Origin of the sequence: Archangium sp. (assembly GCF_045802675.1) — a bacterium.
GTDB lineage: Bacteria > Myxococcota > Myxococcia > Myxococcales > Myxococcaceae > Archangium.
In genome coordinates this window covers 125,487-138,824 of sequence record NZ_JBJMQO010000077.1, presented here as the reverse complement: position 1 = coordinate 138,824, position 13,338 = coordinate 125,487, and the positions used below count along the sequence as shown (strand labels likewise).

The following is a 13,338-nucleotide window of genomic DNA, read 5'->3' as shown; positions in this document are numbered from 1 at the left end:
TGCGGTGGGTGATTAGCGAATGGTGTAGTTCTTGCGGATGCTCGAACCGTTGCGCTCCAGCTCGATCTCGATCCGCGAGGCTTCCTTCAGCTTGGCGTAGACCTCGAGCGCCTTCTCCGGGCTGTTGAGCTCGAAGCCGTTGATGCGCTTGATGACGTCGCCGTTCTGCACGCCGATCTTCGAATAGATGGAGTCGGGGCGGATGGAGAAGAGCTTGAAGCCCTGCGCCTGGCCGTCCTTGAAGGCCGGCACGATGCGCGCCTGCATGGCCACGTCGTTGAGGTTGGCCAGCGTGCGGTCGATCTCCGTGCGCGGCACCTCGTAGTCGTTCTCGCTCACCGCGCGGATGCCGTTGCCCAGGCCGTTGCCGGGAGGCGGCTGCACGGGCGGGCCGGCCGCGATCGGCGGCGGGGTGAAGGCGCCGGCGCCATCGCCGGGCTGGCCGTCGATGAACTCCTTGCGGTTGTTGTTGAGGATGATGACGCGCTCGCGCTCGATGATGAGCACCTCGGCGCCCTGGATGCGGTCACCCACCATGTACGTGGTGGAGCGCTGGTTGTTCATGTCCTGCACCGAGGCCACGGACCACAGGTTGTCGCTGGCCACCAGGGTGCCCAGCAGCTTCACCCGCAGGCCGCTCTTCACCGGGGCGGCGTTCGGGTCCAGCTCGGGGGTGGTGGGCATGGCCACCTCGGGCTCGGGCTCGGGCACGGCCACGCCCGTCAGGTCCGACAGGCGCTTGAGCTCCAGCGAGGCCAGGGTCTCCAGGGGCTTGGCCTTCTGCCGTGCCGACACTTCGCCCGAGGGCATGGGAGTGAGGGCGGACTCGACGAACAGGTTCACCGTGCGCGCGGCCAGCAGCGCCACGAGCAGGATGAAGACCAGGTTCACGGTCCAGAAGTACTTACGGAAGAAGAGTTCCATCACGCGTCCAGAGAGGGCCTGCCCGGGATTGAGCAAGCGGGGTGCCACCCGTAAAGGGGAGCGGGCAACCCGAGCCTTACAGCCAAGTCCTTGAAATCATTCCGGAATAAGAGGACCCGCTGGTGGCGGGAGCGGGCGGCGCGGCGGCGTGGGACAAAATGTCAAAGAGTGGGCGGAGCGCTCGGACGGGCTGTCATTCGGCCGGGGGCGAGGAGGGCCCCTCTCCGCCGGTGCCGGAGGCCTCGCGCTCGAGCTTGCGGTAGATGGTGCGCGCGGCGATGCCCAGCAGACGGGCGGCCAGGGTCTTGTCGCCCTTGGTGTGGCGCAGGGTCTCGTGGATCACCCGGCGCTCGACTTCCTCCATGGGGGTGCCAATGGGGATGACGAGTTGTCCGGCCGAGCCCTGGGGGCCCTTGCGGACGGTTTCGGGCATGTCGGAGACCTCGAGGACGTCGTTCTTGGCGAGCACCACCGCGCGCTCCACGGCGTGCTCGAGCTCCCGGACGTTGCCCGGCCAGGCGTAGTTCTCCAGGAGGGAGAGGGCGTCGGGGGAGAAGCCGCGCAGCACCTTGCCATTCTTGGAGGCGAAGCGGCGCAGGAAGGCGTCGGCTAGGAGGGGGATGTCCTCGCGGCGCGAGGCGAGCGCGGGGATGCGCACCTCCACCACGTTGAGGCGGTAATAGAGGTCCTCGCGGAAGCGGCCCTCGGCCACCTCGCGCTGGAGGTCCTTGTTGGTGGCGGCGACGATGCGGACATCCACCTTGACGGTCTGGGTGCCGCCCAGCCGCTCGAGCTCGCCCTCCTGGAGCACGCGCAGCAGCTTCACCTGGGCGGACAGGGGCATCTCGCCCACCTCGTCCAGGAAGAGGGTGCCGCCGTGGGCGCGCTCGAAGCGGCCCTCGCGGCGGGCCACCGCGCCGGTGAAGGCGCCGCGCTCCACGCCGAAGAGCTCGGCCTCGAGGATGCTCTCCGGGAGGGCGCCGCAGTTGATGGCGACGAAGGGCCCCTTGGCCCGGTTGGAGGCCTCGTGCAGGGCGCGGGCGGCCAGCTCCTTGCCGGTGCCGGACTCGCCGAGCAGGAGCACGGTGGCCGTGGAGGGAGCGGCCTGGCGCAGCGTGTCCATCATCGCCCGGAAGGCGGGGGACTGGCCCACCATGGAGCGCCCGCCGGTGCTGCCCATCTCCGCGAGCTTCGCCTTGAGGACGCGGTTCTCCGCGGACAGGTCGTGCTTCTCCAGCGCCTTCTGCACCGACTTCACCAGCGAGTGGCGCTTGAGGGGCTTGGTGATGAAGTCGTAGGCGCCGTCCTTCATGGCCGCCACGGCCGTCTCCACCGTGCCGTAGGCCGTCATCAACACCACTTCCACGTCCGGGCGGATGGTGCGCGAGGCCTTGAGCAGCTCCTGCCCGTCCATGCCGGGCATCATCAGGTCCGTCACCATCACGCTCACCTCGGGCCGGCGCAGCAAGTCGAGGGCCTCGGTGCCGTTGCTGGCGGTGAGGGTTTCCAGGCCCTCGCGCTGGAAGATGCGAGCGACCGAGTCGAGGTTGGCCCGGTCGTCATCGACGACCAGGACGGTGGTGGGCGGTGTCGTCATGGTGGCGGCTGCCTTGCAAACCCTATTCCGGGTCCTCGGCCAGGAGCGGTCCGCTCATGCGGCCGAGGTCCTCGCGATTGACCTTGTCCAGGTTGAACTTCCGGGCGCTGGAAATCATCCGCGCCACGGTGGGGTCGAACTCGACGGGGCCCTCCTTCTTGAAGCGCAGGAAGTTGATGCGGGCCACGACGAAGTTCTTCAGGTAGGGGCTCTGCATGCCGCGCGTCTTGAGCGCGTCCACCACCGTGGCCACCGCGTCGTCCAGCTCCAGCAGCTTGTCGGCGCGGGACTCGCGCACCTGGAGGGCCTCGGCCATCGGCAGGTCGAGGAAGGTCTCCGCCCGCTTGACGAAGGGGTGGTAGGCGCCCCCGGAGAAACGCGGCCGCTTCTCGTAGGCCGCCCCGAGCGTGAGGAACGCGGACTCCTCGAAGAGGTGGGCGAAGTCCTTCTCGCGCCCGGCGCGCGCCCCGGTGAGCCCCCGGTGCATGCGGATGACCTCGAGCGAGCGCTCCTTCAGGTTGTGCGCCTTCTCCGTGTTGAGCGCGAGGATCTGATAGGCCACGTCCTCCTCGGGCAGCACCAGCGCGACGATGGACTTGCCGCCCAGCAGCTTCGAGGCCTGGAGCCGGTGGTTGCCATTGGGCGTCCAGTACCTGCCCTCCTTGCGGATGGCGATGATGGGGTCCAGATAGCGGTCCAGCCGCTCCATGGCGCCCGCGAGCCGCTTGATGTGGGGCTCGGAGACGTCGCGCTGGTAGGGCGTGGGCTCGACCTTGTCGACGGGCAGGGCGGCGAACACCACCGTGTGCCCGCCGAGCGGCTCCCGGTAGACGCTCAGCACCTGGCCGCCGTCCTCCTGGATGGCCTGCACGAGCTCGGTGGGCGGCGTGGCGGCCTCACTCGCGACCTCGGCGGCGCTGAGTCCCTTGGAGGCGGGCTCGGCCTTCTTGCGGCGGGGCCGGCGGGTCGTGGTGGTGGTGGTGGCTGCCTTCTTGCGCGGCGACTTCGCTGCCGACTTCGCTGCCATGGAGGTCCCCCTTCTGTCTCGGAAGGGAGGACCCTATGCGATCCCCGCGCGTCCGTGCACGGGGTCGCGGTACCGCCGCGTCACATTCCGGTCCGGCACCGTCCATCCGTATGGACGTGTGACCCAATCACGGGTCCGCGCATTGGAGGGAGTGCCATGAAGAAGGAACTGATTGTCCGGGCATGGAAGGATCCGGCGTTCCGCGCCAGTCTTTCCCCCGAGGAGCGTGCAGCTCTTCCCGAGAGCCCCTCGGGAGAATCCCTATCCGAATTGGACGAGACCGAGCTGGGCAGGATCATCGGCGGGGTGTTGGCGGTGAAGTTGGCCGGCGTCGTGGATTTCGCCAACACCGGGTGCACCGGGGCCCATCGCCTCACCTGCGGCATCGTCAACTGCACGCTGCCGAAGGATCTGGAGTTCCAGCCGCTCTGAGGCCGCTCCTCACGGGGTCGTCGCGGGAGGGAAGGGATTGCTGAACGACGGGTCGTTCACGAAGTCCGTATCGGTGAGGCTCTCCAGGAAGGCGATGAGATCGGCGCGCTCCTGGGTGCTCAATTCAAAGGGCCTCACCAGCGGGTTCTTCAACGGGCTCAGCCGGCCGTCTCCCGTGAAGGGCCCGCTCGTCACGTCGCGCCCGCCCGCCGTGTAGTGGCTCAGCACCTCCTCCAGCGTGGCGATGCTGCCGTCGTGCATGTACGGCGCCGTCAGGGCCACGTTGCGCAGGGGCGGCACCCGGAAGCGCCCCATGTCCTTCGCGAGTCCGGTGAACTCGAAGAGGCCGGTGTTGTCTCCCGGGTAGGCGCCCTGGCCATCCACGTTGTAGAGGCCCGTGTTCTGGAAGTCCCGCTCGGACAGCTTCGTGTCCTTCGAGCGGAACGAGTTCGTCAGGTGCGGCCCGCTGTGGCAGTGGTAGCACTCGGCGCGCTCGCCGAAGAACAGCTCCATGCCCCGCTTCGCCGAGGCGGACAGGGCATTGCTCTCCCCCCGCAGGTAGCGGTCATACGGCGAGCCGCCCGACAGCAGCGTGCGCTGGAAGGACGCGAGCGCCTTCAGCACGTTCGTCTCGGTGAGGGGCCGCTCCTCGTCCGGGAAGGCGTCGCGGTAGAGGGCGGGGTAGCGCGCGTCCTCGCGCAGGCGCTGGAGCACCTCGTCCAGGCGCGAGCCCATGCCGAGCTCCAGTGGAGTCTCCGCGAAGAGCGGCACGCGGGCCTGCTTCTCCAGCGTGTCGAGCACGGGGTTGGCCCAGGTGTACGTGGCGAGGTAGGCCACGTTGGCCAGGCCCGGCGAGTTGCGCGCGACGTGGTGCCCCGTGGAGCCGGTGGGCGTCGCCAGGCCATCGCTGAAGGCCCGCTTCTGCTCGTGGCAGCTCGCGCAGGCCATGGTGCCGTTGCCGGACAGTCGCGTGTCGTAGAAGAGGTAGCGGCCCAGCACCACCTTCTCCTCCGACATGGGGTTGTCCTCGGGGACGAAGGGCTCGGGGAAGCCCGGCGGCAACCGCCACGCATAGGGCGTCTCCTCCTTCGCGCACGCGGTGAGCAGCAGCGCCGACAGCACCGCGGTGCTCCACGACAGCAGGGCTCGAGGGCTCATCCGAACGGTCTCCTTTCACTCGAGGAAGACGGGCTTGTTGCCCACGTGGCACATGTTGCACGCGCCCGAGGCCGTGGAGAACGGCATGAAGTTGTACGCCTCCGAGACGGCGCTCTTCACCTTCGGGTAGAGGAGCGTGTCCGGCAGCGGCACGGGCCCGGTGGTGTAGAAGTTGCCGTTCGCATCGGCCTCCAGCGTGAGGACGACGGTGCCTCCGCCATTGGCCTGCGTGGACAGGAGGAGGGTGGCGTTGGGGTTGGGCAGGCGCTCGTTCGTGTAGGCCGTGCCCGCGACGGTGAAGAGGCCCGGCCCCAGGCCGTTGGGCCCGTGGCATGCCATGCAGTTCTTGCCCGCCTCGTGGCTGGTGCCGCCGCGCTGGCTCTCGAGCTGCACGTTGAGCTCGGGCGAGCGCTGCACGGGCGCGGGAGGCGTGGGGGGCGGCTCGTCCCCGGCACCACATGCGGGAGCCAGGGCCGTCAGCGCGAGCAGGGACAGGGTCCGCGCGAAGGCGGGAGCGGGGAGGGTCGTTCGCATGGGAGTGCCTCGTGCCGGTTCAGCGGACGCGGATGAAGGACGTGGGCACGGCCCGCGGAGTGCCATCCGCCGCCAGTCCCACCTGGGAGAAGAGCGCGGGGCACTCGGGGTCCTCGAGGGAGGACATGCAGCCGGAGGTGAAGTCCGTCGTGTGGTCGATGACGTGGTCGAGATCCGAGTCGGCGTAGAGGGCCGCCACGTCGAGTACCACCTGGTTGCGCGTGGGGTCGAAACCGCTCACGGCCACCGTGGCCTGGTTGGACGCGGCGCAGGAGTAGCCCTCCGCCGTGCTGCCGGTGCAGCCGGACGCGCCGAGGTGGAAGAAGTACGCGGCGTTCTTCGTGGTGCGCACATCCAGGCGCAGGAACTTGTAGCCGCCCTTCCAGCTCCACCACATGCCCGGCGAGTTGAGCGGAGGCGGAGCGGTGGCGCCGTCGAGGTGATTCATCTCCTCGGGCAGGCCCATCTTGAACTCCAGGCCCGTGTAGTCGTCGAAGTCCGGCGCCCGGCCCACCACCTCCAGGCGCGTGTCGGGGCTGCCGGTGTCGCAGGTGCCGGTGTTGTCCTCGAAGTCGAGCAGCGCGATGGAGTCCCGCTGCCACGTCCCATCCTGGTCCAGCTTCAACGGGTGCCTCTCTCCGTTGGCGCGCACCAGCGTGACGTCCCGCACGTAGAGCTTGAAGTCGAGCAGCGCGAGGGTGGTGCCCGTCTTGCCGATGCCCGGGTAGCTGCCATCGCAGCGCAGCGGTTGCTCGCCCACCTGCGGGCTGAACCTCACGGTGAGCTTCTTCTCGGAGGAGCCGTCTCCACCACATGCCTGGAGCAAGGGGAGCACGCACAGCAGCAGGGCCGGGAGCGGTGTCTTCAGGGCTTTCATGTCCACCTCGGGAGGCGCTGGATTCGGTCAGCGCAGCGGCTCATGTCAGCCATAGCAGCCGTGTGTTCGCGGCCTCGTGTGGCATTGTGTCGCACGGGGGGGACGCGCGTGGGTGACGAGCAGCTGGCCCGGTGGGCGAACGCGCCCGCCGCCCGGCGCGCGCACCCGGCTGAGCCCCGTGCCCTCCTCTGGGAGGTTGCCGTGGGTGAACGTGCCTTCGCGGACCATCTCCTACTCAACACTGGGGAATGCCCGCCGGGGCCATTTCCCGCTAGTGGGATGTCCTTGATTCCGGGTCTTTATTATAGGTCGAGGTGTCATTGCTCCCCGGGGTTGCGTGTCTCGTTCACCCACCCGTCAGGTCTGACGGGCGTTCGTATTCGTTTGGTTCGAGGGAGCAGGCGGGGGAAGACCGACACCATGAGATCCTCATCCGCGCCAGCGCTCACTCTCGTGCCCGCGCCACGTGTGCTGGTCATCGATGATGCTCCTTCGATTCACCAGGACTTCCACCGGCTCTTGTCTGGCGGCGAGGGCGACGCGTCGCTCACGGAGTTGAGGGCCTCGCTCTTTGGCGCGCCTTCGGCCCGGCCCAAGGGGTACCGCTTCGAGGTGGACTCCGCCTTCCAGGGAGAAGAGGGCCTCCAGCGAGTGGGCGCCGCGTTGAAGGAGGGGAGGCCGTATGCCCTGGCCTTCGTCGATGTCCGCATGCCTCCGGGGATGGACGGCGTGGAAACCACCGAGCGCCTCTGGCGGGAGGATCCGGACCTCCAGGTCGTCCTCTGCTCGGCGCACACGGACTACTCGTGGGAGCAGGTGGTGCAACGGCTGGGCATCAGCCAACGGCTGCTCATTCTCCACAAGCCCTTCGACAGCATCGAGGTGCGGCAGATCGCCCACGCGCTCGCCGAGAAGTGGGATCTGCTGCGGCGGGATCGCAAACGGCTGGTGGAGCTGGAGCAGGCCAACGCCCAGTTGCGGCGGGAGACAGAGGAGCGCATGCGGCTGGAGCTGCAGCTCGCCCGGGCCCAGAAGCTGGAGGCGCTGGGGCGGCTCGCCGCCGGGCTGGCGCACGAGGTCAACAACCCCCTGAGCTTCATCATGGCCAACCTCAACCACGTCCAGCGGGAGCTGAAGGCGCTGGCCGCCACACAGCCCGAGGGGACCACGGAGGAGCTCCAGGAGTCCTGCCACGATGCGCTCCAGGGCTGCGAGCGCATCCAGCGGCTGGTCCAGGACGTGCGGAGTTTCTCCCGCGGCAGGAGCTTCCCCGCCGTGCCGGTGGCCGTGGACGCGGTGCTGGAGGATGCCCTCGCCATGGCGAACCTCGCCCAGGTGCCAGGGGTCCGGGTGGAGTGGGAGCTGGGTCCGGTGCCGCCCATCCTCGCCGAGGAGCATGGGTTGGGGCAGGTCTTCCTCAACCTGCTCATCAACGCCCTGCATGCGGTGGCGAACGGGCCCGCCGAGCCCCGCATCCGCGTGGCCGCGGGCCTTCATGCGGATGGCCGGGTGTGGGTGGAGATCCAGGACAATGGCCGCGGCATCGCCCCCGAGAACCTGGGCCGCATCTTCGAGCCCTTCTTCACCACCAAGCCGGTAGGCGTGGGCACCGGGCTGGGCCTGTTCATCTGCCACGGCCTCATCGCCGGGTTCGGCGGCGAGCTGTCCGTGGAGAGCCCGCCGGGCCAGGGCGCTACCTTCCGCGTCCTGCTTCCAGCGGCCCCCGCCGCCCAGGCCGGAGCGCCTTCCAGCGCGGTGGCTTGAGCGTCCTGGCAGGCAGGCTCCCCCCCTCTGGCGCTCCGGGTGGGCCCCGTGCATGGATCCACGCTCCAACTCGTTGGGTGTGCTCCATTTCATGTCGACCTCGATTCCTTCCCGCCCCCGGCGCTCCCTGGCCCGCGCGACGCTCCTCCAGATGGGGTTGCGCATCGCGGTGGTCATCGCCCTGGGGACGCTCTTCAGCTACCTGCACCTGTTCAAGACCCTGCGCGATCAGTCCCTCGTTCAGCTGGAGCGGTCGGTCGTCGAGCGCAGCCAGCGCGAGGAGTCCGTCTTCGTCCTGGCGGAGGACAACCACGCCTCCCTCCAGAAGGCCCTCCGGGAGCGCATCCAGGCCGTGAGCGAGGAGGAGGTGACCGCCCGCTTCGGCCGCCTTTTCGTCTCCCTGCCCGATGGTTCCGTCCGCAATCGCCCCGAGGGCTTCGACGGCACGCGGATGGTGGGCCTCTTCGTGCCCCGGGGCGTGCCCCTCGACACCGGGCTGCGCCGCAGAATCCTGGCCGCGTACGACGTGCTCACGCAGTACGGACCCGTCCTCCTCACCCGCTTCGTCGACACGTTCATCACCCTGCCCGAGGGACCGCTCATCATCTACTGGCCCGACCGCCCCACCTACTGTCAGGAGGCCGCGCCCACCGAGTCGGTCATCACCCATGAGTTCTTCCCCGGCTCGCTGCCCGAGAACAACCCACGGCGGCAGACGGCCTGGTCCGGCGTCTACAAGGAGCCGGTCAGCCACAAGTGGATGGTTTCTGCCTCCACCCCGCTGGACATGGACGGCCGCCATGTCGCCACCATCAGCCATGACGTCCTCCTGGATGAGTTGATGGCCCGCACCGGCGGCGACCACCTGCCCGGCGCGTACAACGTCATCTTCCGCGACGATGGTCAGCTCATCGCCCATCCCGAGCTGAAGCCGGACGGCGCCGTGGCCTACAACCTCCTCGACGCCGAGCGGCCCGAGGTCTCCACGCGGGCCGGCACCCCGGCGCAGCGGGCCCACCTGCGGCGCATCTTCGAAAGGGTGAGGGGCCGCTCCACCGGCCAGGCGGTGGTGGAGCTGCCGGAGCACGGCGAATACCTCGCCACGGTGCGGTTGAGGGGGCCGGGCTGGAACTTCGTCACGGTGCTCCCCGAGCGCGTCATCGCCGAGCCCGCGCTCCAGGCGGCGCGCTATGTCCTGGTGTTCGGCCTGGCGTCCCTGGTGCTGGAGCTGGCCATCATGTTCTGGGTGCTGCGGCAGCAGATTTCCCGCCCCCTGCTGGCCTTCACCCACGCCACCGACGGGATCGCCGCCGGGGACTTCAAGGTCGCGCTGGACACCCCGCGTCAGGACGAGCTGGGACAGCTGGCCCAGGCCTTCCGCCTCATGGCCGATGAGGTCCAGCGGCGCGAGGAGGCCCTGCGACAGGCCAACGAGGGGCTCGAGCAGCGGGTGGACGAGCGCACCCGGGAGCTGAAGGACGTCCACCGGCAACTGGTCCAGGTGGCGCGGCAGGCGGGCCGGGCGGAGGTCGCCACCAGCGTGCTGCACAACGTGGGCAACGTGCTCAACAGCGTCCACACCTCGGCCATGCTGGCCAAGGAGCGCCTGGTGGGCCTCCAGGTGGAGGACGTCGGCCAGCTGGCCGCCATGCTCGAGGAGCGCCGCGGCGACCTCGCCACCTTCCTCACCCAGGATGAGCGCGGCCGGCATGTCATGCCCTTCCTCAGCGGGCTGGGACAGCACCTGCGCAAGGAAACCCATGAGGCCGTGTCGCTGCTCGACGAGGTGGGCCGCTACACCGAGCACATCGGCACCATCGTGAAGCTGCAGCAGAACTACACCCGGACGCCCCGGCTCAACGAGCCCGCCGACCTGGCGGAGCTGTTGGAGGACGCCCTGCGCATCAACTCGGCGGGGCTCACCCGGCATGAGGTGCGGGTGGAGCGGCACCTGTCCCCCGTGCCCCAGGTCATGACCGACAAGCACAAGGTGTTGATGATCCTCGTCAACCTCATCAGCAACTCCAAGTACGCCCTGGATGCGGCGCCCGCGGAGCAGCGGTGCCTGACGTTGCGGATGGAGGCCCCCGGGGCCGGCCGCATCCGCCTCGAGGTGCGCGACAACGGGATGGGCATCGCGCCGGAGCTGCTCACGCGCATCTTCCAGCACGGCTTCACCACCCGGGACGAGGGCCACGGCTTCGGCCTGCACTCCAGTGCGCTGGCGGCCCAGGAGCTGGGCGGCACGCTGACGGCGCACAGTGACGGGCCGGGGAAGGGCGCCACCTTCACCCTGGAGCTGCCCTGCACTCCCCCGGAGGCGGCATGAGCGGGAGGGAGCCCAAGCGGCGCATCCTGGTCATCGACGACTCCACGGCCATCCACCAGGACTTCCGGCGGCTGCTGTGTCCGGAGCGCGGCGGGCACCCGGCGGAGCTCGTTCAGCTGCGGGCGGCCCTGTTCGGCGCGCCCCCCGCTCGTGCGGAGCCCGCCGGTCCGGAGTTCGAGGTGGACTCGGCCTTCCAGGGGCAGGAGGGGGTCGCCAGGGTGCGCGAGGCCGTGGCCGCGGGCCGCCCCTACGCGTTGGTCTTCCTGGACTACCGGATGCCGCCCGGCGGCAACGGCGTGGAGACGCTGCGGGAGCTGTGGAAGGTGCACCCCTCGCAGCGGGTGGTGCTCTGCTCGGCCTACTCCGACTACTCGTGGGAGGAGATCGTCCAGGAGTTCGGCGAGACCCCGCTGCTCAGGGAACTGCGCAAGCCCGTCCACGGCCAGGAGCTGCGCCAACTGGCGCTCACCCTCACCGAGCCGTAGGTGACTGCGAACCGCTGTCACTTGGAGTCGACTCCAAGTGGGGTGTGTTTTTGTCCTACGTGCCCCTCCATCTTCACTTGTAGTCGACTACAAGTGAGCGGCTTCCGGTCGGCGGGAAGAGGCCCTCGCCTGCCTGGAAGGCCTTTCGTTCAGCGGGGTTGGATGCGTTTCCGGGGGTCTCTAAGATGCGGGGCCGCATGGCCCCCCCGAACCGCCGCCCCTCCCGCAGGCCCGACGCGCCGTCCGACGAGTCGGTGCCGGCCGACAGCACCCGTATCAAGTCCGCCAACTCGGTGCGCCGTCCGGCGCCCCAGGAGGAGGACCATGGGGCGTCCGAGGAGGAGTCCTGGCCGGCCGGGGAGGACACCGGCGACGAGGGCGCCTACGACGACGAAGGCACTCCCGCCCAGGAGGAGGACGACGACAACCCGGACTCCACGCGCGCCGGTCCTCCCCTGACGCTCGAGATCATCGAGGGCCCGGACAAGGGCCGGAAGAAGCGCTTCAAGGGCGTGCGCATGGTCATCGGCCGGGGCCAGGACTGCGAGCTCATGCTCCTGGATCAGTCCGTGTCCCGCCGCCACGTGGAGCTGGTGTTCGGCGGTGAGAACGGCGTGCTCCTGCGCGACCTCGTCAGCGGCAACGGCACCCGCGTGAACGATGCGCGCGTGGACGACTGCAAGCTCAAGCACGACGACGTCATCGCCATTGGCCGCACGCGCATCCGCTTCGTCGACGAGCAGGAGCGCATCAAGCAGATGCGGCTGGCGGCCGAGGAGGCCGAGCGCAAGGAGAAGGAAGAGGCCGAGCGCAAGGCCCGCGAGGAGGAGGAGGCCGCGAAGAAGGCCGCCGAGGCCAGGGCCGCGGGCGCCGAGGGCGGTGAGGCCGGGGCCGACGGCGGGAAGGAGAACGGCACGCAGATCCGCGACATCCGGACGCTCCCGCGCCGCAACGCGCCCAAGAGCAGCCCCATGGGGCTCATGGTGGCGGCCGGGCTGGTGCTGCTGGTCGCCCTCATCGGCGGTGGCGCGCTCTTCATCAAGCGCGGTCCTCCGCCCCCGCCTCCGCCCAACCCGAAGCAGGAGAAGGCCCTCGTGATGATGCAGGAGGCGAAGACCGCCTTCCGCAAGGGCGACTACGCCGCGGCGGCGAAGCTGGCCGACGAGGCGGACCTCACCTTCCCGGGCGTGGACAAGGAAGGCTTCCTCAAGGCCGCGCAGGCCGAGCAGGCCGTGGTGGAGGCGTTCGCCCAGGTGCGCCAGCTCGCTGGCGAGAGCAAGTTCACCGAGGCGCGTGAGCTGCTCACCAAGACGCCGCACGGCACCGCGCAGTCCACCGAGGAGCTGCGCGAGAAGGTCGACGCCGAGATCGCCCTGGGGGAGCTCGCCTTCCTCGTGAAGCAGGTGGAGGCGGCGCTGGAGGCCCAGGACGCCGAAGGGGCCCGGTCCCTCATCCAGCGGCTGCCCTTGGAGCGCCAGCCGCAGTACCTCGGCAAGGTGGCGGAGGTGGAGGCCATGCTCGCCGATGCCGACCGGGACGCCGCCGCCCAGGACAGGGCCTCCAAGGCCGCCGCCGCCCGCAGGGCCAAGGAGCAGCGCGAGGCCTTCATCGTCAACGCCTTCAGCGCCGTGGCGGCCCGCTTCGACGCCGGGGACTACTCGCGCGCCGCGCTCGAGTGCGATCGCGTCCTCGATGGCAACTCGGGCGACAAGGAGATCCGCGAGCGGGCCAAGGCCCTCAAGAAGCTCATCCCCCAGTTCGCCCGCTTCTACCAGGACGCCCAGCGCAAGATGCAGTCCAACTCCATGGAGTCCGCGGCCCGCCCCCTGCGCTCGGCCGCGGAGCTCTACCGGCAGATTGGCCTCAAGGGCTCGCTCGGGGACACCCTCAACGGCCAGCTCGCCTCGGCCTCCGTCCTCGCGGGCAAGGGCGCCCTGGCGCGCAACGACGTGTCCAACGCCGCCGCCTTCTTCAACGAGGCCCTGCGCCTGCGCCCCGACGACGCCAAGGCCCAGGAGGGCATGGCGGCCATCCAGGGCAAGCTGGGCGATATCTTCAAGCAGGCCTACATCCAGCGGGACAGGGATCCCGACGGCTCGGCGGAGAAGTTCCGGATGATCGCCCGGTATGCGGCCGAGGGCTCCGAGCTGAAGGAAAAGGCCGAGGCACAACTCCAGGCGCTGGATCAGTAACGAGTGGGGTAGGGTGACC

The 13,338-nt window shown here is 69.5% G+C and carries 11 protein-coding genes; 5 read left to right on the top strand and 6 right to left on the bottom strand.

Annotation, left to right across the window (positions count from 1 at the left end):
- Positions 1–12: 12 nt before the first annotated feature.
- The 3 genes from gspC to ACJ8AN_RS21840 form a co-directional block, all read right to left on the bottom strand.
- Entirely contained in the window at positions 13–924 is a 912-nt protein-coding gene (gene gspC / locus ACJ8AN_RS21850; protein ID WP_407757352.1) for a type II secretion system protein GspC, read from the bottom strand.
- Between the two features lie 193 nt (positions 925–1,117).
- The gene (locus ACJ8AN_RS21845; RefSeq protein WP_407757351.1) at positions 1,118–2,521 is read right to left on the bottom strand and encodes a sigma-54-dependent transcriptional regulator; all 1,404 of its coding nucleotides are present in this window, start codon (positions 2,519–2,521) and stop codon (positions 1,118–1,120) included.
- Positions 2,522–2,543: 22 nt separating this feature from the next.
- Positions 2,544–3,548 (bottom strand): ParB N-terminal domain-containing protein, encoded by a 1,005-nt coding sequence (locus tag ACJ8AN_RS21840; protein WP_407757350.1) that lies wholly within the window; start codon positions 3,546–3,548, stop codon positions 2,544–2,546.
- A 156-nt stretch (positions 3,549–3,704) separates the two neighbouring features.
- Here ACJ8AN_RS21840 and ACJ8AN_RS21835 point away from each other — a divergent pair, with 156 nt between their 5' ends.
- Positions 3,705–3,980 carry a mersacidin/lichenicidin family type 2 lantibiotic gene (locus ACJ8AN_RS21835; protein ID WP_407757349.1) on the top strand — a complete coding sequence of 92 codons (276 nt, stop codon included), beginning with the start codon at positions 3,705–3,707 and terminating at the stop codon, positions 3,978–3,980.
- Positions 3,981–3,989: 9 nt separating this feature from the next.
- Here the strand turns inward: ACJ8AN_RS21835 and ACJ8AN_RS21830 are convergent, their stop codons facing one another.
- The 3 genes from ACJ8AN_RS21830 to ACJ8AN_RS21820 are packed head-to-tail and all read right to left on the bottom strand — an operon-like array spanning position 3,990 to position 6,549.
- Positions 3,990–5,138 carry an MbnH family di-heme enzyme gene (locus ACJ8AN_RS21830; protein ID WP_407757348.1) on the bottom strand — a complete coding sequence of 383 codons (1,149 nt, stop codon included), beginning with the start codon at positions 5,136–5,138 and terminating at the stop codon, positions 3,990–3,992.
- Positions 5,139–5,153: 15 nt separating this feature from the next.
- Entirely contained in the window at positions 5,154–5,672 is a 519-nt protein-coding gene (locus ACJ8AN_RS21825; RefSeq protein ID WP_407757347.1) for a hypothetical protein, read from the bottom strand.
- Positions 5,673–5,691: 19 nt separating this feature from the next.
- A complete protein-coding gene (locus ACJ8AN_RS21820) occupies positions 5,692–6,549 on the bottom strand; it encodes an MbnP family copper-binding protein (RefSeq protein WP_407757346.1) in 858 nt (285 codons plus the stop codon).
- 420 nt (positions 6,550–6,969) lie between these two features.
- Between ACJ8AN_RS21820 and ACJ8AN_RS21815 the strand changes: the two genes are divergently transcribed.
- From ACJ8AN_RS21815 to ACJ8AN_RS21800, 4 genes are all read left to right on the top strand, one after another.
- The gene (locus ACJ8AN_RS21815) at positions 6,970–8,313 is read left to right on the top strand and encodes an ATP-binding protein (protein WP_407757345.1); all 1,344 of its coding nucleotides are present in this window, start codon (positions 6,970–6,972) and stop codon (positions 8,311–8,313) included.
- A gap of 91 nt (positions 8,314–8,404) precedes the next feature.
- Positions 8,405–10,642 (top strand): ATP-binding protein, encoded by a 2,238-nt coding sequence (locus ACJ8AN_RS21810; protein ID WP_407757344.1) that lies wholly within the window; start codon positions 8,405–8,407, stop codon positions 10,640–10,642.
- A complete protein-coding gene (locus tag ACJ8AN_RS21805) occupies positions 10,639–11,127 on the top strand; it encodes a response regulator (RefSeq protein WP_407757343.1) in 489 nt (162 codons plus the stop codon). Before ACJ8AN_RS21810 ends, ACJ8AN_RS21805 begins: the two co-directional genes overlap by 4 nt.
- A 197-nt stretch (positions 11,128–11,324) precedes the next feature.
- A complete protein-coding gene (locus ACJ8AN_RS21800) occupies positions 11,325–13,319 on the top strand; it encodes an FHA domain-containing protein (protein ID WP_407757342.1) in 1,995 nt (664 codons plus the stop codon).
- The last annotated feature ends 19 nt before the right edge of the window (positions 13,320–13,338 follow it).

What these genes read in the sequence shown, in the direction of transcription:
- gspC (WP_407757352.1), bottom strand. Translation starts at nt 924, where the DNA reads ATGGAACTCTTCTTCCGTAAGTACTTCTGGACCGTGAACCTGGTCTTC.
- ACJ8AN_RS21845 (WP_407757351.1), bottom strand. Translation starts at nt 2,521, where the DNA reads ATGACGACACCGCCCACCACCGTCCTGGTCGTCGATGACGACCGGGCC.
- ACJ8AN_RS21840 (WP_407757350.1), bottom strand. Translation starts at nt 3,548, where the DNA reads ATGGCAGCGAAGTCGGCAGCGAAGTCGCCGCGCAAGAAGGCAGCCACC.
- ACJ8AN_RS21835 (WP_407757349.1), top strand. Translation starts at nt 3,705, where the DNA reads ATGAAGAAGGAACTGATTGTCCGGGCATGGAAGGATCCGGCGTTCCGC.
- ACJ8AN_RS21830 (WP_407757348.1), bottom strand. Translation starts at nt 5,138, where the DNA reads ATGAGCCCTCGAGCCCTGCTGTCGTGGAGCACCGCGGTGCTGTCGGCG.
- ACJ8AN_RS21825 (WP_407757347.1), bottom strand. Translation starts at nt 5,672, where the DNA reads ATGCGAACGACCCTCCCCGCTCCCGCCTTCGCGCGGACCCTGTCCCTG.
- ACJ8AN_RS21820 (WP_407757346.1), bottom strand. Translation starts at nt 6,549, where the DNA reads ATGAAAGCCCTGAAGACACCGCTCCCGGCCCTGCTGCTGTGCGTGCTC.
- ACJ8AN_RS21815 (WP_407757345.1), top strand. Translation starts at nt 6,970, where the DNA reads ATGAGATCCTCATCCGCGCCAGCGCTCACTCTCGTGCCCGCGCCACGT.
- ACJ8AN_RS21810 (WP_407757344.1), top strand. Translation starts at nt 8,405, where the DNA reads ATGTCGACCTCGATTCCTTCCCGCCCCCGGCGCTCCCTGGCCCGCGCG.
- ACJ8AN_RS21805 (WP_407757343.1), top strand. Translation starts at nt 10,639, where the DNA reads ATGAGCGGGAGGGAGCCCAAGCGGCGCATCCTGGTCATCGACGACTCC.
- ACJ8AN_RS21800 (WP_407757342.1), top strand. Translation starts at nt 11,325, where the DNA reads ATGGCCCCCCCGAACCGCCGCCCCTCCCGCAGGCCCGACGCGCCGTCC.